Source organism: Gordonia oleivorans (assembly GCF_040044975.1).
GTDB classification, from domain to species: domain Bacteria; phylum Actinomycetota; class Actinomycetes; order Mycobacteriales; family Mycobacteriaceae; genus Gordonia; species Gordonia oleivorans.
In genome coordinates, this window is the sequence record NZ_JBDZDI010000023.1 from 39,859 (window position 1) to 66,211 (window position 26,353).

The window sequence follows — 26,353 nt, forward strand, 5'->3', positions numbered from 1 at the left end:
CCGCATGGTTGCTCGAGGAACTGTCGGTGATGCGGGCGGCGGTGGGGCTCACCGAAACCCGCGCGAACGCCTCGTTCGTGTTGCCGAATGTGGGGGTGTGAGCGTCCTCGCTCGCACTCAGTCGAACCGCGTGACCAGTTCGCGTTTGAGGATCTTTCCGGTGTTGTTCCGGGGGAGTTCATCGAGCACCGTGATGGTGCGTGGCACCTTGTACCCGGCGAGATGTGCGCGGATGTGGTCGCGGAGGTCGTCGGGGCCCACGGTCGGGTCATGAAGAACCACAAAGCCTTCGAGTCGTTGCCCGAAGGCCTTGTCCGCGACGCCGATGACGGCGGCCTCGGTGACCGCGGGGTGCGCGGCCAGAGTCCGCTCGACCTCGATCGGGTAGACGTTCTCGCCGCCGGAGGCGATCATGTCGTCGGCTCGGCCGACGACGTACAGACGGCCGTCGCCGTCGAGTCGGCCCAGGTCTCCCGAGGCCATGAATCCTTCGTGAAAGTCCTTGGTACCGCCCGCGGTGTACCCGTCGAACTGATTGTCGTTGCGCACGAAGATCTCGCCGACCTCGCCGGTGGGGACCACCGTCCCGGCGTCGTCGAGGATCAGGACCTCGGTGCCCACTGCCGGTTTGCCCGCGGTCTCCGGATCGTGGCGCAGGTCCGCGGGAACGGCGGTGGCGATGAGGCCGGCCTCGGTCGCGTTGTAGCTGTTGTAGACGACGTCGCCGAATTCGTCCATGAACGCGGTGACCACATCGGGGCGCATCCGGGACCCGGACGCCGTCGCGAAACGCAGGTGCGGCAGTGGGTATTTGGCCCGAACATCGTTGGGCAGCTCCATGATCCGATCGAGCATCACCGGAACCACGGCCAGCGCACTCGCCTTGTTCTCATGCGCCATGCGCAGGGTCTCTTCCGCGTCGAAGCGGCGCCTCATCACGACCGTGCACGACATGGTGGCCGACAGCAGCAACTGGCCGAAACCCCACGCATGGAACATCGGGGCGGCGACGACCATGGTTTCCTCTGCGTGCCAGGGAATCCGATCGAGAACACCCTTCAACGTCGACACGTCGCCCCCGCTCGCCCGCCGAGCACCCTTGGGAGTCCCGGTGGTTCCCGACGTCAGGAGGACGAGCTTGCCGGTGCGGGTGGCCGGCTCGGGTCGTTGGCCGAGCCGGGCACCGATCATGTCCTCGATGGTCGGTTCCTCACCCGGACCGTCGACCCAGCCGCGGATACGCCGGCAATCATCCTCGGCGAGTGCGTGATCGACCGCGCTGCCGAACCCGTCGTGGTAGATGATCGTGTCGAGACCCTCCCGCTGCACCACCTCGGCGAGTTGCGGGCCCGCGAAAGCCGTGTTGAGCAGGACGATGTCGGCGCCGATCTTGCTGACCGCGGCGAGGGATTCGACGAAGCCCCGGTGATTGCGGCACATCACGCCGATGACGCGGGGCGTGGCACCGTCGAGTTTCTGCAACGCCGTGGCGAAGGCGTCGCACCGGTCGGCCAATTCCTGCCAGGTGAGGGCACCGAGTTCGTCGATCAGGGCGGTTCGCTGTGGGCAGCGCACCGCCGACAACGAGATGCCGGTGGTCGCGGTGACGCCCTCACGCCGGACGATCGCCGCCATCCGCACGTACTTGTCCGGGCGCAGTCCGGCGATGAGTCCGGCGCGGGTCAGCGACGAGACCAGTTGGCCGATGGCGCCGACTCTGGCTGGGAGGGGCAGATTCATTGTGGGTATGGCCTTTCCGTGGCGATGCGTCCGGGTCATGGTCGGGTCGAGCCGGGTGGCGAGCATCCGACATCGGCGAAAGCTCAGCCGATGATCGGGAAGCGGCGTTGCGATGCGAGTTCGTCGAGAGCGACCTGCATGCGTTGCCGCACCTCGCGGTCGACGGCGTGGACGTCGGGGTCGGGGCCGAACTCGGCGACCACGTCGATGGGTTCGAGGACTCGGGTCACGATCTTGGTCGGCAGCGGCACGTTGATCGGCAGCAGAACGCTGAGTCCGAAGGGGAATCCGATGCTGATCGGCAGCACGTCGGTCCGCAGGAGCTTGGGCAGCTGGAGCGCGCGGGCGAGTCGAGTGCCCCGGCTCAGGTACAGCGCATTCTCCTGCCCGCCGATCGAGACACTGGGAACGATCGGGACGCCGGCGTCGATCGCGGTCGTGACGTAACCGACCCGCCCGTTGAAGTCGATCGTGTTGGACGCGGTGAACGGGCGGTACACGTCGTAGTCACCGCCGGGGAAGACCATGACGGTTCCACCATCACGCAGGGCGGAAGCGGCATTGTCGCGGCTGGCGCGGATGAATCCGGCCTTGCGGAACTGGTCGGCTCCGGGGGCACGAAACATCATGTCGTGGCCGAGGACATAGGACGGGCGTTCGGGGCCGAAGGTGTTGATGAACTCCGTACCCAGCACCGCGACGTCGACGGTCAGCGTGCCGCCGGAATGGTTGGAGACGATCAGGTTGCCCCCGGCGGGCAGGTTGTCCAGGCCGTACACCTCTGAGCGGAAGTAGACCTTGCAGATCGTGTGCAGGATCGGTGCCACCCGCTCGACGAACCCGGGGTCGCGCTTGTGCGACTCTGCAAACACGTCTCTCACCTCCACGTCCCGACCTCACAAATAGCATAATTATATATCACTATTTTGTGGCTGGGTGAAGACGCTGGACGGTCGCAGGCCGGCCGACGTACGAGTGGCCGCCGCCCGGTCGTCGCGGTGGACCGCCATTGGGCTCGGCCGCGTCGACCGTGCGATCACGATGCTCGCGGCGACACATCGGCCTCCCGCGACGGGCTCACCAGGACACCGGCACGGTTCTGCGGCCCCAGAAGTTGAAGGGCGCGATGCGTTCCGGGGTGCCGTCGAGGGTGAGCGTCGGAAAGTGATCGAGCAGTGCGTTGATCGCGATCCGGGTTTCGATCCGGCTGAGTTGCGCGCCGGGGCACACGTGGGCGCCGCGTCCGAACGCGAGGTGCGCACGGAGTTCGTCGGGGTCCCTGTCCAGCCGGAACTCGTCGGGTGCGGTGAACACGTCCGGATCGTGGTTGGCCGCTGCGTAATTCGCCTGGATCTTCGACTTGGCCGGGATGGTGACGCCGTCGAGTTCCACCTCGTGCAGGCTCGTCCGGAACATCCCGAGCACCGGTGCGTCGAAACGCAGACTCTCCTCGATTGCCGTGTCGATGAGCGACCTGTCGGCCACCAGGGCGGCCCATCGACCGGGCTCTTCGAGGAGTCTCCAGACGAGGTTCGTCAGCAGCGACGTCGTGGTTTCGTTGCCGGCGAGCAGCAGATTCATCAGGGAATTGGTGATCTCGAAGTCGCTGAGTCGTCGCCCGTCGTCGGCGGTGAAAACGAGCAAGGTGGACATCAGGTCGTCGGGGACGACGGTGCCGAGGTGTTCGAGGCCCGGGTCGTCCACCGAGGCCAGTGCTTGTCGGCGTGGCGCCAGCTGGTCGTTCCAGTAGTCGTCGAGTTCGGCGACGATTTGCTGGAAGCCGGCGGGGTCGGTGCTGTTCATGCCCTCGACCATCAGTGCGTCCGACAGCTCCTTGAATCGGTCGGTGTCACCGGTGACGCCGAGCAGTTTCGCGATCACCGCGACCGGTAGGGGGCTGGCGAACAGATCGTGGAAGTCTCCGGGTCCGTGCCGCTTCATCTCGGCGATGAGGTCGGCGACGAGGGTGTCGATCTCCGGTTTGAGGGCTTCGATGGCACGCGGTTTGAGGCCGGCGACGACGGCGCGGCGGAACTTCACGTGTTCGGGTCCGTCGGTGTTGAATCCGACGCCCCGTTGAAAGCGCGGTGACAGTCCGTACCGGGCGGTCCAGTCGTCCCGATTCATCACCACCTGCACCACGTCGGCGTAGGTGAATGCGGTGTAGAAGGCGGGTTGGTGCCCGTCGAAGCGATGCACCGGGCATGCCGTGCGCATGGTGGCGTAGGTGGGGAAGGGGTCCTCGAGGACGGCGTCGTCGAAGGGGTTGTACTCAGGGCATCCGGTGGGTGTCATCACGCCAGCTTCATTAGGGGTCCATTATGGACCCCTAATGATGGTCGAGGTTCGTGCGGCGGTCAAGGGGTAGAGTGGCCTAGCCATGAGCACAGTCGAAACGGGAGCCCGCGCTCCTGTCGGACGGCCGCGCGACGAGGCTCTGACGCGGCGCATTCTGGCCGCGGCGCGACAAGAACTCGCTGCGGCGGGAGTCGAGAACTTCAGCGTCCGCCAGGTCGCTGCGCGCGCGAATGTGACACGCAAGGCGGTCGCTGCGCGCTGGCCCAGCGCCGACGAGCTGCTGCGCGCGGCGGTCGGGGTCATCGACGAGGTCGAGTTCGTGGCCAGCGGCGACCTCGCCACCGACCTCACCGAACTCGGGACGGTGTTCATCTCACGGCTGAAGTCGGAGGCGTTGGACGTCCAACTGCGTGTGACCGCCGACGCCATCGAGCATCCGGAGGTCTACGCCGAGCTGCAACGTCGCGTGGAGAAGCCCATGTCGCGCGCCTTGACGCAGGCGTTCAAGGCCGCCCAGGAATCCGGCCAGATGCGACCGGGAGACATCACCTGGTTTGTCCGGGCGTTCGTCGGAGCTCTGCTGGCAACCGCCTTCGGTCAACCGGGGAGAGCGGCACCATCGTCGGATGACCTGGATCAGTTGGTCGCCGAGGTGACCAAATGGGCTGCGGTGCGGTGAATTTCGGAACCATGACGGGCTGATCGTTCGTCACCTGGCTCGCCGCGCTGCTGCCCGCCGCTTCCGGGTCATGGCCGAGTGGGTGGTCTCGGAGTTGAGTGCGGGCGTCGGCAGGGGGGTGAATTCCCGCGTGTCGCTGCGGATTCCGTCGAGGATGAAGGTCAGGTAGCGCTCGTACAGCTCGGGTGCCACGTCACGGGTGCTGTTCATGATGGGTGCCATGGCGGACTGGATGAAGGTGACGTCGGTGGGGGCGAAATCATGCCGGACGACGCCGGCTTCCTGTGCGCGCCGGACCAGTTCGACGATCAGCGGCGCGATGCGCCGACGCACATCGCCGATGCGCTCGTCGCCGAGGGTGGGATCGTCGAGGATCTGATGCAGACCGCGATCGCCGAACTGCATCTTCAGGGTGCGGCGTAGGTAGTCGGTGAGGGCGATCCAGGGGTCATCCTCCTCGAGCGCCTCGCGGGCGACCGCTTCGACCGCCTCCAATCGCTCCTCGAAGAGCGTGTCGATGATCTCGTCCTTGTTCGCGAAACGCCGGTAGGCGGTGCCGACGCCGACGCCGGCGTGGTGGGCGATGTCGTTGAGTGTGACACCAAGCCCCTTCTCGGCGAACAACTCTCGTGCGGCATCGAGGAGTCGTTCGCGATTGATCGACGCGTCCTTGCGCAACGGTCGTTCGGCGTCGTTCGCGGCCATGGGCTCACGGTAGCAGACTAAGCGGATTGACCGTATCCGGTTACGGCGGTACGGTGGTAACCGGATACGCCTAATCCGTTTACCGGTGCGGGGGCGAGTTCATCCCGAGAGGACACGAAGATGAAGTACACCAAGAGCGGTGGACAGACAGGGGCCGGGCCCGAGGCCTGGTTCACCGGCACGGTCCAGATCGACGGCATCAGCACTCCCGACGAGCAGACGGCGATCAGCTGTGGGCACGTGCGCTTTTCGCCCGGTGCGCGCACCGCATGGCATCACCATCCGAAGGGCCAGACCCTTTACGTCACCGACGGCATCGGTCTGGTCGCCACCCGCGACGGCGGCGTACAGGAGATCCGTCCGGGTGATGTGGTTTACATCGAACCGGGCGAAGAACATTGGCACGGCGCCACGCCCGACCGATTCATGGCGCACGTCGCCATCGCGGAAGCCGATGAGAATGGTGAGGTCGTCACGTGGCTCGACCACGTCACCGACGACGAATACCACGCGTGACGAAGAAGGAGCGAAAAGCGATGATTCTCAACGATACCTACACCCTCGCCAACGGAGTGACGATCCCCAAGCTGGGCCTGGGTACCTGGTTCGTCGACGACGACAAGGCCGCCCGGGCGGTGCGCGACGCCGTCGAGGTCGGATACCGCAACATCGACACCGCGCAGGCCTACGGGAACGAACGCGGTGTCGGGGAGGGCGTCCGCACCAGCGGAGTCGCCCGCGACGACCTGTTCGTCTCGACCAAACTGGCCGCCGAGATCAAGAATTACGACGACGCGGTCGCAGCGATCGACGGTTCGCTGTCCACGATGGGCCTGGAGTACCTCGATCTGATGCTGATCCACAGCCCGCAGCCGTGGGCCGACTTCCGCGGCGGCGACTACGCCGAGGGCAACCGCGAGGCCTGGCGTGCACTCGAAGAGGCCTACACCGCAGGCAAACTCCGCTCCATCGGTGTCTCCAACTTCCAGCAGGGAGATCTCGAGAACATTCTCACCGGCTCCACGGTGGCACCACACGTCAACCAGATCCTCGTCCATGTGGGCAGCACCCCAAGCGATCTCATCGCCTACTGTGCGAGCAAGGACATCCTCGTCGAGGCGTATTCACCCATCGCGCACGGGAAGATTCTCGAGAACCCCGAGGTCGTGGCGATGGCCGAGCGCTACGGCGTGAGCGTTCCGCAGTTGTGCATCCGCTACGTCATCGAGTTGGGGACGGTGGCGCTGCCCAAGACCGCCAATCCCGACCACATGCGCAGCAACGCCGACGTCGACTTCACCATTTCCGACACCGACATGGATTCGTTGCGCGCCATGCATATTCGGGACTACGGTGACGCCGGTGCGTTCCCGGTGTTCAGTGGGAAGTGAGTCCGTGCCGCGGTTGATCGCACTTGCCTGACGCCGTGGACTATTCGGCGGACATTGCCGCGCGAAGGTGGTCGACGGCCTCGGTCATCGCATACCGCACGGCGAGGACTTGGAGGATTTCGTCGACGGACTGAGCGGGCTGTATGCGTCGAGCTTGCATCTTGCGGAGCGCCGTGACGGCTCGATCCGGTGAGGCCGCAACCGTAATCGCAGCGAACTCTGCCGGCCGCAGTATCCGTATCGCGTGTGGAACCCTTTCGGCAGGAAAGTCCTTGACGTTGTCTGTCACGATTGCGCCGGCGCCGCCATAGGCAGCCGCGGCAAGCACGTGCTCGTCGTCGCGATCGGGAAGGCCGAACGATCCTTCGAGTGACTCCCACCCGCGTACGGTGGCGTCGTCGAATGCTGAAGTCATCAGCGCTCGCAGCCGCGCGGCTCTCTTGACGGCCGACTGCGCATCGACACCGGAGCGCATCAGTTTTCCGGATTCGTGGTACTCGAGCTCGTCGAGGATTACCTCGGACCACAACGGCCGATAGAGATTCTCCACCGCCAATGACAGCAGGAAGTCACGCTGCGTACTGGGCCACAGCACGCACGTATCCAGGACAGCGGTAAAGACCATCCGACTGTGTCAGGAACAGCTCAACGCGCGTCCGCGGCGCGACGTCGTGCAGCCACCACCGCGCGCGCCTTCTTCAGCTCGGCACGAATCGCATCGGGCGAGTCATCCGGATCGACATCCACAGCGGTTGCCTCCAACGCCGCGTACTGCCGTCGGCGACGGACATCGCGATACGCCAGCACATCGTCGAGGAGCAGCTTGTGCCGGTTCCCGACACGATCAGCGGGCAACTCGCCCGCCGTGATCAGTCGCACCACGGTCGGCCGACTCACCCCCAGCAAGTCGGCGGCCTGCTGGGTGGTCAGCGTCATGCTCTGTGGCGCGATAGTGACCGCCTTACCGGCTCGCAATGCGGCAACGACCTGCACCAACGCCCGATGTACCGGTTCCGGAACATCGATGCGATCGTCCTCATCGATCCCAACCAACGCATACGTGGGAGCGGCGGCGACATCGGCGTGTCGCCCGTGAGATCGTAGGAAACTCAGCACCGGTGCCAGCTGTTCTGGATTGTCATCGGACAGCACGGTCTGCGACTGCAGATCGACAGATTCGTTTGCGCCCATAGACCCACTCCTGTCACCGAATACTCCGCGTGCGCTTTCGAAACGTTCGAATACAGTGTGCCATGGCGTGCCGGGTGTCGGCCACTCCGAGTGGGGCCTGATGTTGCCGTGCCGGGGTCCAGCATCACCGAGTGCTGCCGTCTTCGTAGCTCCAAGGGTGCCAGCAACTGATGTCCGGAACTTGCGCAGGAACCGTTGCACGCTCATCGGCATTGGCATTCTCGGCCCTGCCAACGGAATCTCGATCGGGCGGCAGTGCTCTGCCGAACACGCCCTCCGCTTGGCTGAGAACGCTCAGTAAATCTCTTCGAGGAGGTCTACACCAACCGGGGCATCGCCCCGGCGAACAGATCGATGATTCGGCGGGGTTCGGTGATCCCCGTGGCGTAGACGTAGGCGGAGGTGAACCCGTGGCCGGCCATTTCGTTGGCGGTCTCGACGATGTCGTCGACGGTGCTGTCCGGGTTGATGCTGAAGATGGTGGTCTTGTCGATCTCGTCGTAATCACGACCCACGGTGTCGCAGTGGGCGCGCAGCACGTCGAGTTTGTGTCCGGCGTCGGGGCCACCGAAGATGTTGCAGGCGTCGGCATACTGGGCGACCATGCGCAGCGTCTTCTTCTCACCGGAACCGCCGATCATCAGATAGGGCCGCGGTCGGCTGAGCGATTGCGGTGAGTTCAACGTGCGGGCCAACGTGTAATACTTGCCCTCGAACGGCTCCTCGGAGTCCGACCACATCTGCAAACAGATGCGAATCGTCTCTTCCAGTCGCTCGAAGCGTTCGGATGTCGGCGGGAAGTCGAAGCCGAGTCCCTCGGACTCCTCGTCGTTCCACGCGGCACCGATCCCGAGACCCGCACGTCCTCCGGAGAGCACGTCAAGGGTGGTCACTGCCTTGGCCAGCAGCGCCGACTCACGGTAGGTCACCCCGGTCACCAGGGTGTGCAGGAGCGAGTGCTCGGTGTGAGCGGCGATGAACCCCAGGGCCGAATATGCCTCCAGCATCTCGTTTTCGGCCGGGCCGACGCCGCGGATCTGCCAGAAATGATCCATCACGCTGATGCGGCGCACCCCGATGTCCTCGGCGTCGCGGACATGCTGCGCGAGCGTGGGGCCCAGCGCCGAAGGACCACTGTCCCAGGTGAAATCGGCGATGTGCAGAGCGAGTTCCATATGTCCTCCTCGGGAATGGTGCGATCGGGCGCAGAACAGGCGCTCTTGTCACGGTACGGTGGCCGCGGCGTGCGAGGGAGGGACTGACGGTACCGGGAAAGAGCAGAATCCTCTCGGGTGCGAGCCGCGCTCGAACCCGATCGATCGTGTGCCCTGGTCAGGCCGGGATGACCTCGAGTGTCGCCGAACGCGGTCCGGGTCCTTCGAGATGGTCGACGATCGAAGCGTAGCCGCCGTACTTGGAACGGTACGCGGCATCGACGGCATAGAGGTCGTCGTCGCTGGCCGCGCTGAAGGTCACGTCGAAAGTGGCTCCACTCGTGGAGATCTGGCCGAGTCCGGTCGCGATCGCCCAGCGGAACCAGTCCGCGCCACGGCCGTTGGTGGAACGGATGAACACGCGGTCATCGCCGACGCGGACGATCCAGATGGTTCGTGGTGTGCGGAGGCTGCCGTCGCGGCGTCGCGTGGCGAGCTCCACTTCTTGGGGATCTGCGATCGCTCGCGCATCCCGGGGTGTCCAGGTACTCATGGTGGCTCCTTGTCGAATCGTGGTCTGCGTGGCAATTGTGGACGGTGCTGGGTCGATCACCAGTGCACTCGCCCGCCGCCGGTCGTGGGAGTTCCGGTTCTTCCGGGTAACGCCAGTACCTCCCACCACCGATGACCGCGACCTACCGTGGAAGACATGAGTACACCAGCCGACCATCGAGCCGAGGTCCGCGAGTTCCTCACCTCGCGGCGCGCCCGGATCACCCCGGAACAGGCGGGGCTGCCGGCCTACGGTGGCGCCAAACGCCGCGTCGCAGGTTTGCGGCGCGAGGAGGTGGCGCTGCTGGCCGGGGTGAGCATCGACTACTACGTGCGGATGGAACGCGGCAACCTCACCGGCGCCTCGGATGCCGTGCTCGACGGCGTCGCCTCCGCACTACAACTCGACGAGGCGGAGCGGGCGCATCTGTACGATCTGGCGCGCGCCGCCCAGAAGGGGCCGGTGCGTCAGCGCTCCCGCGGCGGCGGTATCACGGCGGGAGTGCAGCAGTTGCTCGACGCGATGTCTGATGCGCCCGCGTGGGTGCGCAACGCCCGTCACGACATGCTCGCCGTCAACACCATGGCGCGTGCGCTGTATGCCCCGCTGCTCGCGAGTGATCCGACGCGGTGTCCCAACACCGCCCGCTTCGTCTACCTCCATCCCGCATCCAAGGACTTCTTCGTCGACTGGGAACGCAGTGCCGACGACATCGCCGCGATGCTGCGGTCGGAGGCCGGCCGCAATCCCTACGACAAGAAGCTCATCGATCTGATCGGCGAATTGTCCACGCGGAGCGACGAATTCCGTACCCGGTGGGCGGCGCACAATGTGCGGTTCCATCGGACCGGGAAGAAGAAGCTCCGTCATCCGGCGGTCGGCGCGATGGAACTCGATTACGAGGCAATGCAATTCCCGGCGCACCCGGAGCTGACGATGCTCGCGTATACGGCGGCCGCCGGGACGCCGGCCGCCGACTCCTTGAAGTTGCTGGCCAGTTGGGCGGCGACCGCGGACGCGTCGGGCGAGATGCGGCCGCTGATCCGCTGAGCACCGTCACCTCGTGGGTGCGCCCGCCGACTACTCGGCAGGTTGGCCGAGCACGGCGTCGCGCATCATCCCGGTGGCGGGGTGGCAGTTGATGTACTCGAACACCTGATTGGCGGCGTCGGACACCGAGACCTCGTGGTACAGACGGAGTTTGTCGAGGTCGGCCGCCACCTTGAAGAACGTGGTGAAGATGCGCAGGTGAGTGGGGTGCGATTCGGCCCACCGCTCGAGTTTCTCCAGCGAACGCCAATGGCCGATGTTGTAGGTCTCGTCGACGGGGTTCCCGTCGAGATCGATGTTGTGTACGAGTCTGTTGCTGTAGCACCCGACTGCCTGGCCCTCGTCGCGGAGGAAGTCCATTCCGGCACGCAGCGTGGGTTCGATCTCGTCGAGGTAGAGCGACCGTTCCTCGGCTCCGGCGTCGCGCCAGTCCTGTCCGGATCGGATTATGGCGATGTTGTCGTGTCCCTGCACGGTGACGCGGCCACCGGCGTGGGGATCGCCACTGATGATGCGCAGGTCGCCGGAGGGCTGCATCCAGTCGGTTTGGGACAGCGGGAAGCGTTCGCGCATCGATCCCCAATAACCGTGCTCGTTGATCTCGCCGCTGATCGTGTCCATGACCGCGCCGACCCCGGGGAGGTTGTCCCGGAAGGCATACAGGGTTTCGAACTGATCGACGCGCGGGGTGGTGATCTCGCGGAAGTAGCCGAGACCGTCGGAGAGCCGGTCGTCGGAGTTCCACCATTCCGTGACGGCGGGTGACCGCAGCCAGGAGCAGAATGCAGCGGGTTCGCGCCAGTATCCGGTCACCATCAGGTTGACGTAGCCGGCAGCGTCGGTGTGCTCGGTCAGATCGTGATGATCGGCGTCGTTGTCCAGCAGGCCCGCGATCGTGCGCAACGCCTCCAACGCGCCGGCACGGTCGGCCGCGTCGCGGTACTGAACGCCGAGGTATGCCATGGTGACCTCGGTGACGGCGTCGTCGGCTCGGCCGACCCACATGGGGAAGGGCGGTTGGTACTCGTCGGGCACCCGTCGTGAGATTGCACGCGGGCAGACGAGGTGGGTGTCGATGGCTGATTCCATGATTACTCCTTGGGCCTGGCGCATCGTGGACCGACGATGCGATTCGTTGCGCGTCGACGGTCGTCAATCACGTTGTGATGGTGATGCTTTCGGCGCGGTGAGACCAACGGTAGTCAGGAATCGGATACTCACTTACCTGAGAGGGTCACGTACTTGTCGCTGAACGCCCGATGATCAGCCGGTGACGAGAGTTGCCCGATACTGGCGCGGACTGATGCCGTACTCCTGCTTGAAGGAGCGACTGAACACCGGAAGGTCGCCGAAACCCCAACGGCTGCTGATCTGTTGGAGGGAGCGGACTTTGCCGGTGTCCGCGGCGATATCACGGCGACAGTTCTCCAGTCGGCGCTGCCGGATCGTGCGTGACACCGTGGTGTCGTGTTCGGCGAACACACGATGCAGGTGACGCAGCGAAATCGACAGTGCTGCAGCAATGTCGGCTGGCCCGAGGGCCTGATCGGTGAGGCGCGAATCGATCTCGGCGAGAGCAGATCGCATGAGGTCGTGATGTGGTGAGCGGTCGGTGCGCAACGACCGACGCAGGACCGCGTTCACCAGGTCGCCCACCTCGTCGACGATGGCGTCGGTGGACGAGTCGATACTGTCGGCCATCCGCAACGCTGCCAGATCGTGCAGGAACCTGCCCAACAGGGAGGTGGCACCGGAGTGCCCGTCGAAAGCGACCGCGGTCAGCGCTCGCACGTCCGCTTCGCCGAGTGGCAGTGAGCAGCGTGGCCAGGTGAAGACCTCCATGCTCCAGGACCCGTCGTGCGGATGGCCCTCGAAGTGCCAGTCGAAAGGGCGACTCATGTCGTACAGGACGAAGTCCCCGCGTCCGAGTGTGCACTCCCGGTCGTCCTGCCTCATCGTGGCCCGACCACGCCGCAGGACACCGATCTGCAGGTCGTCTCGACCGTCGGTACGAATGAGTGGCCGGCTTCGGGAAATGCATTGGGTCACCGAGTTCACCGTCGCGACGTGCAGGTGGGCGGCCTGTGATGAGCGCACTGCGCCGGTGAAACCTGAGTCCTCGAGGTCGGAAACCTCCAGTGACACAAAGTGATCCCGCAGCATCTCGGCCCAGTCGTCCGGTCGGGCGGTGCGCGCGGGGAGTGTGAAACCAGATCGTATGAGCATCGGAACCTCACCTGGTGGTCACTGTTGGTCTGCTGGTCACTGTCGGTCAACTGTCGGGCGCTGGCTGACAACTCTGCTGGGCTGACGTGTCTGAGCATTGTTGTAGCGCACGTCCAGTACAACACGAACGGCGCGGCAGCGCAGCCAAAAGTCGATATGTCGATACACATTGACATGTGCGTAGGTGCGCACTATAACTGAGCCACCCCACCATCGGATTTCGAAAGCGACATAGCCAACACCGCCTGTGAGGAGAAATCAACCATGACAGTTCAGCGACCCACCCCCGACGACATCGGCCGCGCTGCAGAACATTTCGGACTCACCCTGAACGACGAGGGGCGCACCGAGTTCGCCGGCCTCGTGGATGGGGCACTGGGTTCCTACGACGCCGTCGACGATCTCTATGCGACCAACGCCGCACCCACGGCACCGACGCGCGAGTACGAACTCGCCGAGACCGGTGAATCGAATCCGTTGGGCGCGTGGTACGCACGGACGTCGATCTCCGCGGATTCCCCATCCGACACCCGCTTGGCCGGGCGGCGGGTCGCGATCAAGGACAATGTGGCCGTCGCCGGCGTACCCATGATGAACGGCTCGCGGACGCTGGAGGGATTCATCCCGTCCCGCGACGCGACCGTGGTCACCCGGCTGCTCGACGCGGGCGCCGAGATCGCGGGCAAATCGGTGTGCGAGGACCTGTGCTTCTCCGGATCGAGTTTCACCCCGGCGTCGGGTCCAGTACGCAATCCGTGGGATCCCACCCGCGAGGCCGGCGGCTCCTCAGGCGGCAGCGGCGCCCTCGTGGCCAACGGCGACGTCGACCTCGCCATCGGCGGCGACCAGGGCGGCTCGATCCGGATCCCGGCATCGTTCTGCGGGGTCGTCGGACACAAACCCACATTCGGACTCGTGCCCTACACCGGCGCATTCCCCATCGAGCGGACCATCGATCACGTCGGTCCGATCACCCGCACCGTCGCCGACGCCGCACTGATGCTCTCGGTGCTCGCCGGCGTCGACGGCGACGACCCGCGTCAGCCCGAATCCCTTGCAGCCAAGAACTATACGGAAGGTCTCGACGGTGGTGTCGATGGACTGCGGATCGGAGTGGTGACCGAAGGATTCGGTCATGAGGTCTCGCAGGCCGAGGTGGACGAGCTGGTACGGGCCGCCGCACACGGGTTCGCGACTCATGGCGCGGTCGTCGAGGAGGTGAGCATCCCGTGGCATCGGCATGCCTTCCACGTCTGGAATGTGATCGCCACCGATGGCGGTGCCTACCAGATGCTCGACGGCAACGGCTACGGACTCAACGCCGGGGGACTGTACGACCCGGAGCAGATGGCCTTCTTCGGCCGGGGTCGCATCGACCACGCGGACGACCTGTCGGAGACCGTGAAACTCGTTGCCCTGTGCGGATATCACGGAGTCACCGCCCTGGGCGCGAGCAGCTACGGCAAAGCGCGCAACCTGGTCCCGGCCGCCCGCGCCGCCTACGACGACGCACTGCGGACCTACGACGTTCTGGTGATGCCGACGCTGCCGTATGTTGCCTCCGAACTTCCCGAACCGGGGATCGACCGTGGTACCTACCTCGCCAAGGCGCTCGGCATGATCGCCAATACCGCACCTTTCGACGTCACCGGCCATCCAGCATTGTCGGTCCCCGCGGGTCTCGTCGACGGGCTACCCGCGGGAATGATGATCATCGGCAAGCACTTCGACGATGCCACCGTCCTGCGCGTCGGACATGCCTTCGAGTCGCTGTCGGGAGGATTCCCCGCTCCGCCGGTGACCTCCACGGTGTCTCCGGAACTTGCTCCCGCGTAGCCACTCTCGAGTTCGCAGCCCACATTTCTCGGCACAGCCCACATTTCGCCATAACAGTTCAGCCCAACAAGGAAAGGTCCACCATGTCCACAACGATCGATCACAGCCCAGCGGTCACCCACGCCCCCGGAGTGCCCGAGCAGGCGCCGGCCGGCGATCGGGCCTGGGCGCTCTACGAGGCGCTGAAGTCCAAAGGTCTTGTCCCCGAAGGGTATGTGGAAACCTGGAAGAAGACCTTCGAAGAGGACTTCACTCCACGCAAAGGCGCAGAGCTGGTGGCGCGCGCGTGGACCGACCCGGAGTTCCGCGAACTGCTGCTCACCGACGGAACCGCCGCCGTCGCCCAGTACGGCTGGCTCGGCCCGCAGGGCGAGTACATCGTGGCGCTCGAGGACACACCCGACCTCAAGAACGTCATCGTGTGCTCCCTGTGTTCCTGCACCGCCTGGCCGATCCTCGGTCTGCCGCCGACCTGGTACAAGAGCTTCGAGTATCGTGCCCGCGTGGTCCGCGAGCCACGCACCGTTCTCGCCGAGCTGGGTACCACCCTGCCCGACGACATGAAGATCCGCGTCGTCGACACCACGGCCGAAACCCGTTATCTCGTCCTGCCGATGCGCCCGGCGGGCACGGAGGGCTGGACCGCCGAACAGCTCCAGGCGATCGTCACCAAGGATTGCCTGATCGGCGTGGCCCTGCCCACGGTGCCCTGACACCTCCCACCTCCAAACGATCAGATCCGAAACATCAGAAAGGACACCATCATGGATGGAGTGCACGATCTGGGCGGCAAACAGGGCTTCGGCCCGGTCGACCACACGATCAACGAATACGACCACGGGTTGCCGAGCCCGGAGACCTTCCACGCCGACTGGGAACACCTGCCCTACAGCCTCTTCTTCCTCGGCGTCGCCGAACTCGGCAAGTTCAGCGTCGACGAGGTGCGCCACGTCGTCGAACGCATCGCGCCCGTTCACTACCTGGTCACGCCCTACTACGAGCGTTACGCCATCGGGGTCGCGACACTGATGGTCGAGACCGGGGTCCTGACCCAGGAGGAACTCGAATCCTTTGCGGGCGGACCATTCCCGCTGTCGCTGCCGGCCACGTCGCAGGGTCGCCCCGCCCGCACCGACAACCACGTGTACAACGTCGGTGACACGGTCCGCGTCCGGGACGAATACTTCGCCGGGCACATCCGCATGCCGGCCTTCTGCCGCGGTCGCACCGGCATCGTCCGGCACCGCACCGCCGACAAGTGGCCGTTCCCCGACGCGATCGGCCATGGCCGCACCGACGGCGGAGCCGAACCGACCTACCACGTCGAATTCACCGGCGAGGAACTCTTCGGTGACGACACCGACGCAGCCAGCGTCATGGTCGATCTCTTCGAGGGATACCTCGAGCCCGCCGCCTGACAGACCCGCAATGGGTGGCGGATACCCCCGGAAGCGTGCCATCGAGGTATCCGCCACCCGCGCAGCCCTTTCCCTTCCGCCTGATCCTCGACTCGTCAATGAGCCAGCCCTGCATCACGAGAGGTCGATGAACCCATGACCGACAACAGACTTCCGGTGACAGTCCTGTCCGGCTTCCTCGGCGCCGGTAAGACCACACTCCTCAACCAGATCCTGCGTAACCGCGACAACCGTCGGGTCGCCGTCATCGTCAACGACATGAGCGAGGTCAACATCGACGGTGCCGAGATCGAACGGGAGGTCACCCTGAGTCGATCGGAGGAACGTCTGGTCGAGATGACCAACGGCTGCATCTGCTGCACGCTGCGGGCCGACCTGCTCGCCGAGATCAGTGTGCTCGCCGCCGCGGGACGCTTCGACTACCTTCTCATCGAATCATCCGGAATCTCCGAACCCCTGCCCGTCGCAGAGACTTTCACCTTCATCGACCCTGCCGGCGGGGCGCTCGCCGACATCGCACGCCTCGACACGATGGTGACCGTCGTGGACGGCAGCAGCTTTCTGCACGACTACCGGACGGGAGGGGCGGTCACCGCCGACGCTCCCGAAGATCAGCGCGGCATCGCCGACCTCCTCGTCGACCAGATCGAGTTCGCCGACGTCATTCTCATCAGCAAGACCGATCTCATCGACGAACGTCAGCTCGCCGAGGTCGTCGGTGTGTTGCGAACGCTCAACGCCTCCGCGGACGTCCTGACGATGATGCATGGTGACGCCCCGCTCGACGCCATCATGGACACCGGCCTGTTCTCCCTCGAGAAGGCGGCGACCGCACCGGGCTGGCTGCAGGAACTCGAAGGTCAGCACACGCCCGAAACCGAGGAGTACGGAATCGGTTCCGTGGTCTATCGCCAGCGTTCGCCGTTCCATCCGCAACGGCTCCACGACTTTCTCGTCACGGAATGGGACAACGGGAATCTGTTGCGCGCCAAAGGGTACTTCTGGAATGCGGCGCGATTCTCCGAGATCGGAAGCATCTCCCAGGCCGGGCACCGAATCCGGCACGGCTACGTCGGCAGATGGTGGCGGTTCCTCCCCGAGGTCGCGTGGCCGACCGACGACTACCGCCGGAAAGGCATCCTCGACAAATGGGAGGAGCCGGCTGGTGATTGCCGCCAGGAGTTGGTCTTCATCGGACAGGACATCGACAAGAGACTGCTGGTCGAGCGGCTCGATGAATGCCTGCTGACCATGGACGAGATCAGACTGGGTCCCGACGTGTGGAGCACGTGGCCCGACCCGCTCGGTGCCGGGCACGGCGATGCGGTGATCAGCCCGGTCGCGCAGACCGGTCGGGCGGCAGTGTGATCCGCCGTCCGTGGGCGACCCGTTAGAGTACACAGAAGAGTTCGATGGAGAACGCGACAGCCCGCCTGATCGTGGAGGTTGAAGGTGCAGGACAACGAGGAGTCGGCATTCGCCGTCCTGGCCGACCAGGTACGTCGCCAGATCCTCGACGTCCTTGCCGAAAACGGTGAGTGCAGCGCCGGATTCATCAGCGATCGCATCACCTCCGTGGGACGGACCACCGTCTCGACGCACCTGAAGGCGCTGCGACTGTCCGGCATGGTGGTGGAGCGCCGCGAGGGTCGGCACCGCTACTTCTCCATCGACCCGTCCGGACCGGCCCGCGATGCGCTCGAGTTCTTGCAGAGTCTGCTCAACGGTGCGCTCGCCACGGCACCGGAGTCGACGGCCGGTGAACTGCCCGACGCCGACGACTCGTCTGCGTCGGGCCGGACCGCCTGACCGGTCACCGGACCGACAGAGGTGGATCGATGTCGACGGTCTCGGTAACCGCCCAGACCTACGTCGGCGTCCACCCCGCCCGTGCCTTCCAGATGTTCGCCGACGGGCGCCTCCTCGGGGCGGAGTGTGCCGAACTCGCAGTGGGTGCTGCCATTGCGATCCCCCTGCCCATGCGCTCGGACGCCACCGACCAGTCCGACATCACCCTCCTCGGACGTGTCATGTCGATCCGGCCCGCGCAACGGGTCGTGATCGTGCACCAGCAACCCTGGCCGGGACGGTTGACGATCCGCTTCCATCGGGAGGGTGACGGTACCCGCGTCACGCTCGCATCCGAGGTCGACCATGACGGCATCGACTGGCTGGTGCGCCGCCGCGGATTCGATCCTCCGTCACCGCCGCATCCGTCCGTGCACCGGATCGGTCTTCTTCTCAGCAAGTCCGGTTCCGCCGCGGTGTTCGCCCAGGCCACGCAGACCCTGGCCGAGATGGCGGTCGACGAGATCAATGACGACGGCGGCATCGGAGGCAAACGGGTCGAACTCCGTGTCGGCGACGACGCCTCCCGATCATGGTCGGGGGTCGCAGAGGCGTTGCGTCTGGTCCGCGAGGGCTGCCGGGCGGTGTTCGCATGCGTGACGTCGGCGACGTTCAATGCGGTGGCCAATGCCCTGCAAGGCACCGGTGTGCTGCTGATCCACACAGTCCTGAACGAGGGAGGTGCGAACCGCGAGAACGTGATCCGGCTCGGTGAACGTCCGATGGGTCAACTCCGGGTGGGTGTTCCGCACCTCATGTCCGACACCGGGGCGTCACGCTGGTTCTTTGTCGGACAACGCTATTCGTGGTCGTTCGGGGCGCACATGTCGGCCCGTCGGGTGGTGTCGGAAACCGGCGGCTCGGTGGTGGGGGAGGCATTCGTCGACCTCGGGACCACCGATTTCGAGAAGGTGATCGACCGGATTCGCCTCTCGCGTGCCGAGCTCGTGCTCACCACCCTCGTCGGCCACGACGAGGTGGCGTTCCAACGTTCCTTCTGGAAGAGCGAACTCCACCGTGCGACAAGAACATTCGCACTGGTGCTGGACGAGGCAAGCCTGCAACTCATCGGCGACGAGGCGGCCGCCGGGTTGCACACCGCATTCGCCTACTTCGAAAGTCTCGACAGCGACGCCAACCGATCACTCATCCGGCGATACCGGGAACGCGCCGGTCCGCTTGTGCCGCCGGCCAGTTCCCTCACCGAGACCACCTACGAGGCCATCATTGCCTACGCCCGATCGTCCCGGCGGGGCGACGACGCACCGACGACCGCGGACTTTCTCGCCGTCGTCGAGTCGGGATCGGTGACCGGACGCGACGGTGCCCGCCGCCTCATCACCCCGCCGATCTACCTCGGTGAGGTGGTCGACGGACAGATCGTCGCCATCGGGTATCGCGACGACGGGTGAACAGGTGCCGTGGGGGCTTCGCCCAACCCTCACCCCCGCAACCGAAACGCGCACAACGCCAGCGCCACGTCCACGAGATCCCCGGGCGACTCGAGGTGACGTCCGGTGAGGCGTTCGAACCGCCGCAGACGATTGAGCACCGTGTTGTTATGGCAGAACAGGGCTTTGGCGGCCTGGGCGGTGGACCCGCCGACGTCCAGGGTCTGCATGGTGTGCAGCAGGGTGTCCCGCTCGGTGGCGTCGAGGTCGAGGACGGGGCCGAGTACCTCGCTGAGATGAACCGACGCCAGATCGGGACGAGCCAGCAGGAGTGCTTCGGGAATGCGGTCGGACAGCACGGTCATGCCGGTGTGGCCCGCGCCGATACGTTCGGCGAGATCGGCGTGCTGGTTGGCCTGACCGAGTGCCGACAGGCCGCACACCACGGGGCTCATTCCGACTGCGGTGTTCGGAAAACGTTTGGCCAGCGCGGCTTTCGCCTCGTCGTGAGATCGGTCGCCGAGGTGGACCACCAGCGTCATGCCGTGTCTCTGACGACAGCGGAAGATGGTCATCTCGCCGACCTCGTCGCGGATCGGGCCGTCGTCGACACCGAAACCGTCGTTGACACTGAAATCGTTGCGCCGGTCCGAGATTCGGGCGACGACGTATCGTCCGTCATGGGGAACGTCGAGCGCGACGGCCGCGCTCTCGCAGTCGACGCTGTCGGCATGGCCACGCAGCAGCATACGCAGAACCGGTAAGAGCTTCCGTTCGATGTGGGCCACGTCGCCGTCGACGATCAGTCGGTAGGACTCCATCATCAGTCGCTGGTCCCGTTCACAGAACTGCCAGTACTCGTTGGCGCATCGTGCCAGGACCGGCATGAGGTCGGGATGTTCGGCCGAGATCAGCTCCACCAGTCGGTCCCACACCACCGCGGCGCCGATCCGGAAACCCTGCGACACCACGGGCAGCGGGATGCCGGCCCGAGCGTGCCGGCGTCCGATGTCCCAGGCATGTCGTGCCGAATCGGTGCTGCGGTCGGGATCGGCCAGCGACCACACCGCGACCTCGACCGTCGTGTAGATCGCCGACTCGAAGTCGCGGGAACCGTCGATCAGGGTGCCGTAGTGCGGAACCTCGGCGCGGATGCGGGCCAGTGCCCTGTCGGCGAGCGAGGACAGGTGGCTCGTGGCCAGACGTGCGGCATGGCGGAGCAGCTCCGGGGGCGCCGGGGTCAGGGAGGTGGCCTCGGCGACACGCAGCCCCGCCGATCCCGTCAGCCCCGTTCGACCAGGCCTGGCTGCCGCCGACTCGGCTGTCGGCGCACCTCCGGATGCTGCGAACCGCGTCATGCGATCACCCGTCTTTCGTCGCTGATGCGATGACCGTACCGCGCGGATGTGACGCGGCCCACTCCGGCGGGGTGTCCGTTATGCGGTGCCACACGATGTGCCGACAGCCTGGATGTGACCCAGCCCACTCTGGTGAAGTCGGCTGGTCAGTTCCTTCATCACCTGGAGAGTGTTCATGTCAGGACTTCGCCGATCCTCGGTTGTTCTCATCGTCATCGGGTTACTTCTGCTCGTGTTGTCCGCGGTCACGCGGTTCGCCATCACCCCGGCGCTGAGTAAGTTGCCCACCGATGTCGACACGACGGCCACCTACTCGGGCACCGCGACGATGCTCAACTCGGCCGCGATGGCCTCCGGCGACCTCGCGAACGCCGTCGCGAAGGACGTCCCGATCACCCTGGATCAACGAGTGCAGGTCACCGGCGAGCAGGAGGGCCTGGCCATCACCGAGCGGAGTTCCCTGCTGAAGGGACCGGGTGGCCTCCAGAAGCCGTCGTCGATCACCTACGCCATCGATCGGACCACGATGGAGGCGACCGACCAGCCGCCCAGTGGTAGCGGCGCCACCGCGGCATCAGGACTGATCTTCACGCTGCCGCTGCACCCGAAGCCGCAGAACTACAGCTTCTACGTGCCCGATCTGCAGGCCGCGGCGCCGCTGACGTACCTCGGTGAGGGAACCGTCAACGATCGTGACGTCCTCCGATACGAGGTGAATGCCTCAGGGGCACTGCAGAATCAGGACACGCTGAAGTCGCTTCCGCCGGCCCTGCCCAAGGCGTTGATCGCCGGTCTCGTCGCCACGTTGCCTGCCGAGCAGGGGCAGGCGATCTCCGCCGCGCTGCCGACCCTGCCGGACACCGTGCCGCTCGCCTACACCGCGTCGTCGAAGATCGTCCTCGATGCCGATGCGACGACGGGTGCACCGCTGAATTCCTCGATCGACCAACAGATCCTGGCCACCGTCATGGTGAACGGTCAAGCGGTTCCGCTGCTGCCGGTGCTCGCGGTGAAGGCGAACCTGACCCCCGACAGCGTGGCCGCTGCGGTGACCAAGGCCGAGTCGGCCGCGCAGAAGCTGACGCTGCTGTCGGTGGTCGTGCCGCTGGTCCTGCTGGTACTCGGGGTGATCGCCATCGCGATCGGCGTACTGCGCAGCCGGAAGCCCGCCGACGACGCCACCGATGACACGACCGCCTCGGCCACAAAGGAACTGGTGAACGACTGAACGTGCGGTCACTCGACCGGTGATCCGGGCGGTCCCGTCAGGTACTGCTCGATCACCGGTCCGACCCGTCCGGCCAGCGTGGCGATGTCGGCGTCGGCGATCTCCGGGAGGCGGAGCACGTAGCGCATCATCAGGATGCCGAGAATGTGACTGGCGATCAACGCGATCCGGAGGTCTCGGTCGTCGTCGGCGGCCATGTCGCCGAGCACGTGTCGGGCCAGTCCGAAGAAGAAGGTGCGCATCCGTTCGGCCACCGGATCATGGGTGACGGCGATGCGCAGCAGTGCGGTACCTCGTTCGCGTTGCGGGACGTCGTTCTCCCAGACGGTCAGTACCCGCGTCACGAATACGGTGCCCAGGCCCGGGGTGTCGACGGTGAGCCCGCGGAAGACGGCGGCCGGATCGATGTCCGGGCGCAGCGCCTCGACGGTCAGGGTGTCCTTGGTGCCGAAGTAGTGGTGGATCAATGCGGCATCGACACCGGCGCGAGAGGCGATGGCGCGCATGGTGGTTCGTTCGAAACCTCGCTCGGCGAAGATCTCGCGGGCCGCGGTCAGGATCGCCGTTCGCGTCTCCGGCCGCGCGGAATCCACACGTGGTCGGCCTCGTGATCGTGTGCTCATGGCGTCAGGCGTTCCGGGCGAGAACCAGCATCTTCTCCTCGATGGTGGCCGGAACGGGTGTGATGGTGGCGGCGATTCCCGCCTGATCGAGGATTCGGTGGAGGTCATCCGGGTCGGTGTCGGCGACACGAATCGCCCTGCCGGACAGGATGACCGGAACGTTGGCCGAGTTGAGGGCAGCGAACGCCTGCTGCCAGTCGTCGGTGGTCACCGACATCGCGCGGGTGTCACCGATGATGTCGGTCTCGCTGCCGTGTGCGACGAGTCCGCCTGCCGACATCAGCAGCAGCCGGTCGCATTCCTGCGCCTCCTCCATGTAGTGCGTGGTGACGAGAACGCCGGTGCCCTTGTCGGATTCACCGCGGATGGTGTCCCACAGCCGGGCCCGGGACAGCGCATCCACGCCGGAGGTCGGCTCGTCGAGCACCAGGGCGTCGGGAGAGTGGGCGAGCGCGACGAGGAAGGCGATGCGTCGTTGCGCGCCCAACGGAAGGTCGCCGACCAGGGTGCCCGCGTGGGATCGGAGGTCATCGGGCAGCGTGGGTGTCGGCACGCCGTACGCGCCGGTGGAGAAGTCGAGGTTCTCGGCCACGGTCAGATCCCGGTACAAGCCGAGATTCTGTGGGACATAACCCAATCGGGCGCGGCGCTTGCGGTCGGGTGGACCGTCGAACAGGGTGGCGTTGCCCGCTGAGGGGCGGAGCAGGCCGAGCAGGATGCGGATCAGGGTGGTCTTGCCGGCCCCATTGGCGCCGAGGAGCCCGACGACCTCACCGGGCCGGACGTCCATGGTGACGGCATCGACGGCGGTGAAGTCACCGAATCTCTTGGTCACCGCGGTGGCACGGATGACGGGGTGCTCGCTCATGTGCTCGCCCCGGACGGTAGTTGTCGTTCCAGCGACAGGGAGATGACGATGTCCTCGAGGTCCGGTGTGATGGTGGTCCGCTGCCCGGGGTCGGTGGGTGTCGTTCCGGGCGGCCAGTATTCGTGACGATCGTGCCCACGCCGCCACGACCATTCCCGTCGCGCGGGCTGCGGTGCGGTGGTGACGGTGCCGGCGAACCCGGCGCGCACATCGTCATACGAACCCTGCGCGAGGGTGCGGCCACCGTCGAGGACGAGGAGTTCCCCGGCGCGTTCGGCCTCGTCGAGGTAGGTGGTCGACATGATGACCGCGGCGCCGTCGGCAGCGCTCTCGGAGATCATCCGCCACAGGTCGATTCGGCTCACCGGGTCGACCCCGGTGCTGGGTTCGTCGAGGATGATCAGCTGCGGCCGGTGGATCATCGCCATCGACGCGGCGAGTTTGCGGCGCATTCCGCCGGACAGTGCCGAGGCGGGGCGATCGGCGGCGACACCGAGCCCGGCGCGGGTGATCATCTCCTCGCGGCGTTCGGTCAGCGCAGTGCCGGTCAAACCGTAGATGCCGCCGACGAAATCGAGGTTCTGCCGGACGGTCAGCGCACTCCAACTGCCCGGTCCCGCCGGCAGAAAGCCCATGGTGGCCTTGTCCGGGGCGAGCACCCTCCCGGACGCGGGGATGACCTCCCGGGCGAACGTGCGCAGCAGCGTGGTCTTGCCGGCGCCGTCGCCGCCGACCACCGCGACCACCGTCCCGGGGCGCAGTTCGACGCTCACCCCGTCGAGGGCGACGGTGTCGCCGAACTGCACGGAAACCGATGTGGCAGAGGCGATCATGAGGCATCCTCGGCCGGGGAGTCGGCCGGGCGGGTCTTCGGAGCGTTGGGGGCGAGGTCACGCCGGAACCGCAACGTCGCACCGGTGAACACGATGACCGCCATCACCGCCAGCACCAGGAACGGTAGCCAGAGTGAGGTGATCGGCGCGCCGCGCAGCATGATTCCCTGTGCGATCATGTTGAAGTACGTCAACGGCAGGAGGTAGCCGATCCAGCGCACTCCCGCTGCCATCGCATCAAGCGGAAAGATCATGCCCGACAACAAGATCTGCGGCATCATGAACATGAATGCGGTCTGGATGGCCTGCCCGGTGGTCTGCGACACCGTCGATATGAACACGCCGAGGCCGAGGACGACGAACAGGAAGATGCCACTGCCGAGGATGAACGCGAAGACGTTGCCGTTGAACGGCACTCCGAACAGCCACATGCCCAGCAGGGTCACGATGGCCATGTCGATCGCGGCGAGCAGGAAGTACGGGGCGATCTTGCCCAGGATCACCTGACTGGGTTTGATCGGCATCACCGCCAACTGTTCCAGGGTTCCTGCTTCGCGTTCACGCACCAAACCGATGCTGGTGACGATGGTGCCGATGAAGGTGAGGATCAGGCCGATCAGCGCGGGCACCATCACCCACGACGTCTTCAGGCCGGGGTTGAACAGGACGTCGGTCGTGACGGCGGCGCCGGCCTTGTTGAGGACCGCCACGGTGGACTGGGCCGAGAACAGGTTGGAACCGTCGACCAAGGCCAGGGTGGGGGTCTGGCCGGTGACGAGGGCGACGTCAACCTTGTTCTCCTTCAACAGGTTCACCGCATCCTGACGATTGTCGCCGGGTTCGATGACGGTGACGTCGAAGTAGGCAGGCAACGCCGCGGCGGCCTGTCGGGCCTGCGGTCCGACGACCGCCGCTTCCGTCGAGCCGACGAAAAAGTTTGCGGCATAACCGAAGACGATCAGCAGCAACAGTGGCAGTGCGATCAGCATGGCCAGCGTTCGCGGATCACGCCGGAGTTCACGGAACTCTTTGAGGATCATTGCGCGCATGGCTCGAGAGTAGGCCCCACGCCCACAAAAGTCATCAGTTGATGAATATTGGTCGGTCAGCGGTTGTCGCCGGGCGTCTCCATCCGACCGAGCAGGGCGTGCGCGAGCGGTTCGGAGGATGCCGGATTCTGCCCGGTCAGCAGGTTGCCGTCGGACTCGAGGTGCACCGACCACGGCGCACCGACCGTGACGTGCAGACCGGCCTCGGTGAGTCGATCCTGCAGCAGCCACGGTGCCTTGTCGGCAAGTCCTCCCTGTTCCTCCTCGGCGTCGCTGAAGCCGGTGACGGTCCGTCCGGCGAAGACGTTGGTCCCGTCGTCGGCGGTGGCCGAGAGCAGGATTGCCGGGCCGTGGCAGACAATGGCCAGCGGTGTGCCCGCCCGGTCGGCGGCCGTCAGGACCGCGCCGGCACCGGGATCGACGGCGAGATCCTCCATCGGGCCGTGGCCGCCGGGCACGAAGATGGCGTCGTAGTCGGCGAGATCAACGTCGGACAGCGCGATCGGGCACTGGAATTCGGTGGCCGTTGCGATCACCTCGCGCAGATGATCGGCCTTCTCGGCGGAACCGACGGCGCCGGCGTCGAGGCTGGCCTCGTCGACCGGTGGCCGCACACCACCGGGTGTGGCCACGGTGACGCGATAACCCGCCGCGCGCAGCACCTCGAGGGGCGCGACCGCCTCCTCGGCCCAGAACCCGGTCGCGTGCCGACTGCCGTCGTTGAGTGTCCAGTGGTCGGCGCCGGTCATGATGAACAGCACGGTGCCCGTCATTGCATCCTCCTGGGTTCGTGATCGCCGCGTTGTGCGGCCGGTAGGTCCACCGTAACCACGATCGGATTCACCGAGGATGGCCGCGAACCGCGGTCGACACCAAAAGAACTGTGCACCAACCACTTCCTGATCGGTTACACG

General features: G+C 65.7%; 27 protein-coding genes. 11 read left to right on the plus strand and 16 right to left on the minus strand.

What is annotated here, in order from left to right; all coding sequences use genetic code 11:
- Nucleotides 1-117: 117 nt before the first annotated feature.
- The 3 genes from ABLE92_RS22410 to ABLE92_RS22420 all read right to left on the minus strand — a co-directional run bounded on the left by ABLE92_RS22410 (nucleotide 118) and on the right by ABLE92_RS22420 (nucleotide 4,035).
- A complete protein-coding gene (locus ABLE92_RS22410; protein WP_348807003.1) occupies nucleotides 118-1,740 on the minus strand; it encodes an AMP-binding protein in 1,623 nt (540 codons plus the stop codon).
- An 83-nt stretch (nucleotides 1,741-1,823) separates the two neighbouring features.
- A complete protein-coding gene (locus ABLE92_RS22415) occupies nucleotides 1,824-2,621 on the minus strand; it encodes a lysophospholipid acyltransferase family protein (RefSeq protein WP_496560838.1) in 798 nt (265 codons plus the stop codon).
- Nucleotides 2,622-2,817: 196 nt separating this feature from the next.
- Nucleotides 2,818-4,035 carry a cytochrome P450 gene (locus tag ABLE92_RS22420; RefSeq protein ID WP_348807045.1) on the minus strand — a complete coding sequence of 406 codons (1,218 nt, stop codon included), beginning with the start codon at nucleotides 4,033-4,035 and terminating at the stop codon, nucleotides 2,818-2,820.
- A gap of 85 nt (nucleotides 4,036-4,120) precedes the next feature.
- On the opposite strand from ABLE92_RS22420, the gene ABLE92_RS22425 reads away from it, so the two are divergent.
- On the plus strand, nucleotides 4,121-4,717 hold the full coding sequence (locus ABLE92_RS22425) for a TetR/AcrR family transcriptional regulator (RefSeq protein WP_348807005.1): 597 nt from the start codon (nucleotides 4,121-4,123) through the stop codon (nucleotides 4,715-4,717).
- A 30-nt stretch (nucleotides 4,718-4,747) separates the two neighbouring features.
- Here ABLE92_RS22425 and ABLE92_RS22430 read toward each other — a convergent pair whose 3' ends face one another.
- Nucleotides 4,748-5,422 (minus strand): TetR/AcrR family transcriptional regulator, encoded by a 675-nt coding sequence (locus ABLE92_RS22430; protein WP_348807006.1) that lies wholly within the window; start codon nucleotides 5,420-5,422, stop codon nucleotides 4,748-4,750.
- Nucleotides 5,423-5,542: 120 nt separating this feature from the next.
- Between ABLE92_RS22430 and ABLE92_RS22435 the strand changes: the two genes are divergently transcribed.
- Both ABLE92_RS22435 and ABLE92_RS22440 read left to right on the plus strand, forming a co-directional pair.
- Nucleotides 5,543-5,938: a (R)-mandelonitrile lyase gene (locus ABLE92_RS22435; RefSeq protein ID WP_348807007.1), complete on the plus strand. Its 396-nt coding sequence runs from the start codon at nucleotides 5,543-5,545 to the stop codon at nucleotides 5,936-5,938.
- A gap of 20 nt (nucleotides 5,939-5,958) precedes the next feature.
- The gene (locus ABLE92_RS22440) at nucleotides 5,959-6,813 is read left to right on the plus strand and encodes an aldo/keto reductase (protein ID WP_348807008.1); all 855 of its coding nucleotides are present in this window, start codon (nucleotides 5,959-5,961) and stop codon (nucleotides 6,811-6,813) included.
- Nucleotides 6,814-6,853: 40 nt separating this feature from the next.
- Here the strand turns inward: ABLE92_RS22440 and ABLE92_RS22445 are convergent, their stop codons facing one another.
- The 4 genes from ABLE92_RS22445 to ABLE92_RS22460 form a co-directional block, all read right to left on the minus strand.
- On the minus strand, nucleotides 6,854-7,438 hold the full coding sequence (locus ABLE92_RS22445; RefSeq protein ID WP_348807009.1) for a PIN domain-containing protein: 585 nt from the start codon (nucleotides 7,436-7,438) through the stop codon (nucleotides 6,854-6,856).
- Nucleotides 7,439-7,458: 20 nt separating this feature from the next.
- Entirely contained in the window at nucleotides 7,459-8,211 is a 753-nt protein-coding gene (locus tag ABLE92_RS22450) for a helix-turn-helix domain-containing protein (RefSeq protein ID WP_348807010.1), read from the minus strand.
- A 110-nt stretch (nucleotides 8,212-8,321) separates the two neighbouring features.
- Nucleotides 8,322-9,179 carry an LLM class F420-dependent oxidoreductase gene (locus tag ABLE92_RS22455; RefSeq protein ID WP_348807011.1) on the minus strand — a complete coding sequence of 286 codons (858 nt, stop codon included), beginning with the start codon at nucleotides 9,177-9,179 and terminating at the stop codon, nucleotides 8,322-8,324.
- 157 nt (nucleotides 9,180-9,336) lie between these two features.
- On the minus strand, nucleotides 9,337-9,711 hold the full coding sequence (locus tag ABLE92_RS22460; RefSeq protein WP_348807012.1) for a DUF2255 family protein: 375 nt from the start codon (nucleotides 9,709-9,711) through the stop codon (nucleotides 9,337-9,339).
- Nucleotides 9,712-9,867: 156 nt separating this feature from the next.
- Here ABLE92_RS22460 and ABLE92_RS22465 point away from each other — a divergent pair, with 156 nt between their 5' ends.
- Nucleotides 9,868-10,761, plus strand: coding sequence for a helix-turn-helix transcriptional regulator (locus ABLE92_RS22465; protein ID WP_348807013.1), 894 nt, complete (start codon nucleotides 9,868-9,870; stop codon nucleotides 10,759-10,761).
- A 30-nt stretch (nucleotides 10,762-10,791) separates the two neighbouring features.
- On the opposite strand, the gene oxdA is transcribed toward ABLE92_RS22465, so the two are convergent.
- Nucleotides 10,792-11,850: an aliphatic aldoxime dehydratase gene (gene oxdA / locus ABLE92_RS22470; protein ID WP_348807014.1), complete on the minus strand. Its 1,059-nt coding sequence runs from the start codon at nucleotides 11,848-11,850 to the stop codon at nucleotides 10,792-10,794.
- A gap of 174 nt (nucleotides 11,851-12,024) precedes the next feature.
- Nucleotides 12,025-12,987: a helix-turn-helix domain-containing protein gene (locus ABLE92_RS22475; RefSeq protein WP_348807015.1), complete on the minus strand. Its 963-nt coding sequence runs from the start codon at nucleotides 12,985-12,987 to the stop codon at nucleotides 12,025-12,027.
- 264 nt (nucleotides 12,988-13,251) lie between these two features.
- Between ABLE92_RS22475 and ABLE92_RS22480 the strand changes: the two genes are divergently transcribed.
- From ABLE92_RS22480 to ABLE92_RS22505, 6 genes are all read left to right on the plus strand, one after another.
- Nucleotides 13,252-14,823 (plus strand): amidase, encoded by a 1,572-nt coding sequence (locus tag ABLE92_RS22480; RefSeq protein WP_348807016.1) that lies wholly within the window; start codon nucleotides 13,252-13,254, stop codon nucleotides 14,821-14,823.
- A gap of 83 nt (nucleotides 14,824-14,906) precedes the next feature.
- The gene (gene nthA / locus ABLE92_RS22485; protein WP_348807017.1) at nucleotides 14,907-15,536 is read left to right on the plus strand and encodes a nitrile hydratase subunit alpha; all 630 of its coding nucleotides are present in this window, start codon (nucleotides 14,907-14,909) and stop codon (nucleotides 15,534-15,536) included.
- A 51-nt stretch (nucleotides 15,537-15,587) separates the two neighbouring features.
- Nucleotides 15,588-16,241, plus strand: a complete 654-nt coding sequence (gene nthB / locus ABLE92_RS22490) for a nitrile hydratase subunit beta (RefSeq protein ID WP_348807018.1) — start codon at nucleotides 15,588-15,590, stop codon at nucleotides 16,239-16,241.
- 135 nt (nucleotides 16,242-16,376) lie between these two features.
- The gene (locus ABLE92_RS22495; protein ID WP_348807019.1) at nucleotides 16,377-17,609 is read left to right on the plus strand and encodes a GTP-binding protein; all 1,233 of its coding nucleotides are present in this window, start codon (nucleotides 16,377-16,379) and stop codon (nucleotides 17,607-17,609) included.
- 84 nt (nucleotides 17,610-17,693) lie between these two features.
- Nucleotides 17,694-18,050, plus strand: a complete 357-nt coding sequence (locus ABLE92_RS22500; RefSeq protein WP_348807020.1) for an ArsR/SmtB family transcription factor — start codon at nucleotides 17,694-17,696, stop codon at nucleotides 18,048-18,050.
- Between the two features lie 29 nt (nucleotides 18,051-18,079).
- Nucleotides 18,080-19,501, plus strand: coding sequence for an ABC transporter substrate-binding protein (locus tag ABLE92_RS22505; protein ID WP_348807021.1), 1,422 nt, complete (start codon nucleotides 18,080-18,082; stop codon nucleotides 19,499-19,501).
- A 29-nt stretch (nucleotides 19,502-19,530) separates the two neighbouring features.
- On the opposite strand, the gene ABLE92_RS22510 is transcribed toward ABLE92_RS22505, so the two are convergent.
- On the minus strand, nucleotides 19,531-20,838 hold the full coding sequence (locus tag ABLE92_RS22510; RefSeq protein WP_348807022.1) for a PucR family transcriptional regulator: 1,308 nt from the start codon (nucleotides 20,836-20,838) through the stop codon (nucleotides 19,531-19,533).
- A gap of 175 nt (nucleotides 20,839-21,013) precedes the next feature.
- Between ABLE92_RS22510 and ABLE92_RS22515 the strand changes: the two genes are divergently transcribed.
- Complete coding sequence (locus ABLE92_RS22515) at nucleotides 21,014-22,066, plus strand: porin PorA family protein (protein WP_348807023.1); 1,053 nt, start codon at nucleotides 21,014-21,016, stop codon at nucleotides 22,064-22,066.
- 8 nt (nucleotides 22,067-22,074) lie between these two features.
- On the opposite strand, the gene ABLE92_RS22520 is transcribed toward ABLE92_RS22515, so the two are convergent.
- From ABLE92_RS22520 to ABLE92_RS22540, 5 genes are read right to left on the minus strand one after another with little or no spacing between them, the layout of a single operon-like run.
- The gene (locus tag ABLE92_RS22520) at nucleotides 22,075-22,689 is read right to left on the minus strand and encodes a TetR/AcrR family transcriptional regulator (RefSeq protein ID WP_348807024.1); all 615 of its coding nucleotides are present in this window, start codon (nucleotides 22,687-22,689) and stop codon (nucleotides 22,075-22,077) included.
- Nucleotides 22,690-22,693: 4 nt separating this feature from the next.
- Nucleotides 22,694-23,557 carry an ABC transporter ATP-binding protein gene (locus ABLE92_RS22525; protein WP_348807025.1) on the minus strand — a complete coding sequence of 288 codons (864 nt, stop codon included), beginning with the start codon at nucleotides 23,555-23,557 and terminating at the stop codon, nucleotides 22,694-22,696.
- Nucleotides 23,554-24,390 carry an ABC transporter ATP-binding protein gene (locus ABLE92_RS22530; RefSeq protein ID WP_348807026.1) on the minus strand — a complete coding sequence of 279 codons (837 nt, stop codon included), beginning with the start codon at nucleotides 24,388-24,390 and terminating at the stop codon, nucleotides 23,554-23,556. The genes ABLE92_RS22525 and ABLE92_RS22530 overlap by 4 nt, the downstream gene beginning before the upstream one ends.
- Nucleotides 24,387-25,439 carry an ABC transporter permease gene (locus ABLE92_RS22535; RefSeq protein WP_348807027.1) on the minus strand — a complete coding sequence of 351 codons (1,053 nt, stop codon included), beginning with the start codon at nucleotides 25,437-25,439 and terminating at the stop codon, nucleotides 24,387-24,389. Before ABLE92_RS22535 ends, ABLE92_RS22530 begins: the two co-directional genes overlap by 4 nt.
- A 56-nt stretch (nucleotides 25,440-25,495) precedes the next feature.
- Entirely contained in the window at nucleotides 25,496-26,212 is a 717-nt protein-coding gene (locus ABLE92_RS22540; RefSeq protein WP_348807028.1) for a type 1 glutamine amidotransferase domain-containing protein, read from the minus strand.
- Nucleotides 26,213-26,353 lie beyond the last annotated feature (141 nt).

Bases quoted from the DNA above. Each gene is read 5' to 3' on its own strand.
- ABLE92_RS22455 (WP_348807011.1), bottom strand. From the start codon at position 9,179: ATGGAACTCGCTCTGCACATCGCCGATTTCACCTGGGACAGTGGTCCT.
- ABLE92_RS22510 (WP_348807022.1), bottom strand. From the start codon at position 20,838: ATGACGCGGTTCGCAGCATCCGGAGGTGCGCCGACAGCCGAGTCGGCG.
- nthB (WP_348807018.1), top strand. From the start codon at position 15,588: ATGGATGGAGTGCACGATCTGGGCGGCAAACAGGGCTTCGGCCCGGTC.
- ABLE92_RS22420 (WP_348807045.1), bottom strand. From the start codon at position 4,035: ATGACACCCACCGGATGCCCTGAGTACAACCCCTTCGACGACGCCGTC.
- ABLE92_RS22480 (WP_348807016.1), top strand. From the start codon at position 13,252: ATGACAGTTCAGCGACCCACCCCCGACGACATCGGCCGCGCTGCAGAA.
- ABLE92_RS22520 (WP_348807024.1), bottom strand. From the start codon at position 22,689: ATGAGCACACGATCACGAGGCCGACCACGTGTGGATTCCGCGCGGCCG.
- oxdA (WP_348807014.1), bottom strand. From the start codon at position 11,850: ATGGAATCAGCCATCGACACCCACCTCGTCTGCCCGCGTGCAATCTCA.
- ABLE92_RS22475 (WP_348807015.1), bottom strand. From the start codon at position 12,987: ATGCTCATACGATCTGGTTTCACACTCCCCGCGCGCACCGCCCGACCG.
- ABLE92_RS22495 (WP_348807019.1), top strand. From the start codon at position 16,377: ATGACCGACAACAGACTTCCGGTGACAGTCCTGTCCGGCTTCCTCGGC.
- ABLE92_RS22540 (WP_348807028.1), bottom strand. From the start codon at position 26,212: ATGACGGGCACCGTGCTGTTCATCATGACCGGCGCCGACCACTGGACA.
- ABLE92_RS22515 (WP_348807023.1), top strand. From the start codon at position 21,014: ATGTCAGGACTTCGCCGATCCTCGGTTGTTCTCATCGTCATCGGGTTA.
- ABLE92_RS22530 (WP_348807026.1), bottom strand. From the start codon at position 24,390: ATGATCGCCTCTGCCACATCGGTTTCCGTGCAGTTCGGCGACACCGTC.
- ABLE92_RS22410 (WP_348807003.1), bottom strand. From the start codon at position 1,740: ATGAATCTGCCCCTCCCAGCCAGAGTCGGCGCCATCGGCCAACTGGTC.
- ABLE92_RS22425 (WP_348807005.1), top strand. From the start codon at position 4,121: ATGAGCACAGTCGAAACGGGAGCCCGCGCTCCTGTCGGACGGCCGCGC.
- ABLE92_RS22525 (WP_348807025.1), bottom strand. From the start codon at position 23,557: ATGAGCGAGCACCCCGTCATCCGTGCCACCGCGGTGACCAAGAGATTC.
- ABLE92_RS22535 (WP_348807027.1), bottom strand. From the start codon at position 25,439: ATGCGCGCAATGATCCTCAAAGAGTTCCGTGAACTCCGGCGTGATCCG.
- ABLE92_RS22505 (WP_348807021.1), top strand. From the start codon at position 18,080: ATGTCGACGGTCTCGGTAACCGCCCAGACCTACGTCGGCGTCCACCCC.
- ABLE92_RS22465 (WP_348807013.1), top strand. From the start codon at position 9,868: ATGAGTACACCAGCCGACCATCGAGCCGAGGTCCGCGAGTTCCTCACC.
- nthA (WP_348807017.1), top strand. From the start codon at position 14,907: ATGTCCACAACGATCGATCACAGCCCAGCGGTCACCCACGCCCCCGGA.
- ABLE92_RS22430 (WP_348807006.1), bottom strand. From the start codon at position 5,422: ATGGCCGCGAACGACGCCGAACGACCGTTGCGCAAGGACGCGTCGATC.
- ABLE92_RS22450 (WP_348807010.1), bottom strand. From the start codon at position 8,211: ATGAGCGTGCAACGGTTCCTGCGCAAGTTCCGGACATCAGTTGCTGGC.
- ABLE92_RS22440 (WP_348807008.1), top strand. From the start codon at position 5,959: ATGATTCTCAACGATACCTACACCCTCGCCAACGGAGTGACGATCCCC.
- ABLE92_RS22460 (WP_348807012.1), bottom strand. From the start codon at position 9,711: ATGAGTACCTGGACACCCCGGGATGCGCGAGCGATCGCAGATCCCCAA.
- ABLE92_RS22445 (WP_348807009.1), bottom strand. From the start codon at position 7,438: ATGGTCTTTACCGCTGTCCTGGATACGTGCGTGCTGTGGCCCAGTACG.
- ABLE92_RS22435 (WP_348807007.1), top strand. From the start codon at position 5,543: ATGAAGTACACCAAGAGCGGTGGACAGACAGGGGCCGGGCCCGAGGCC.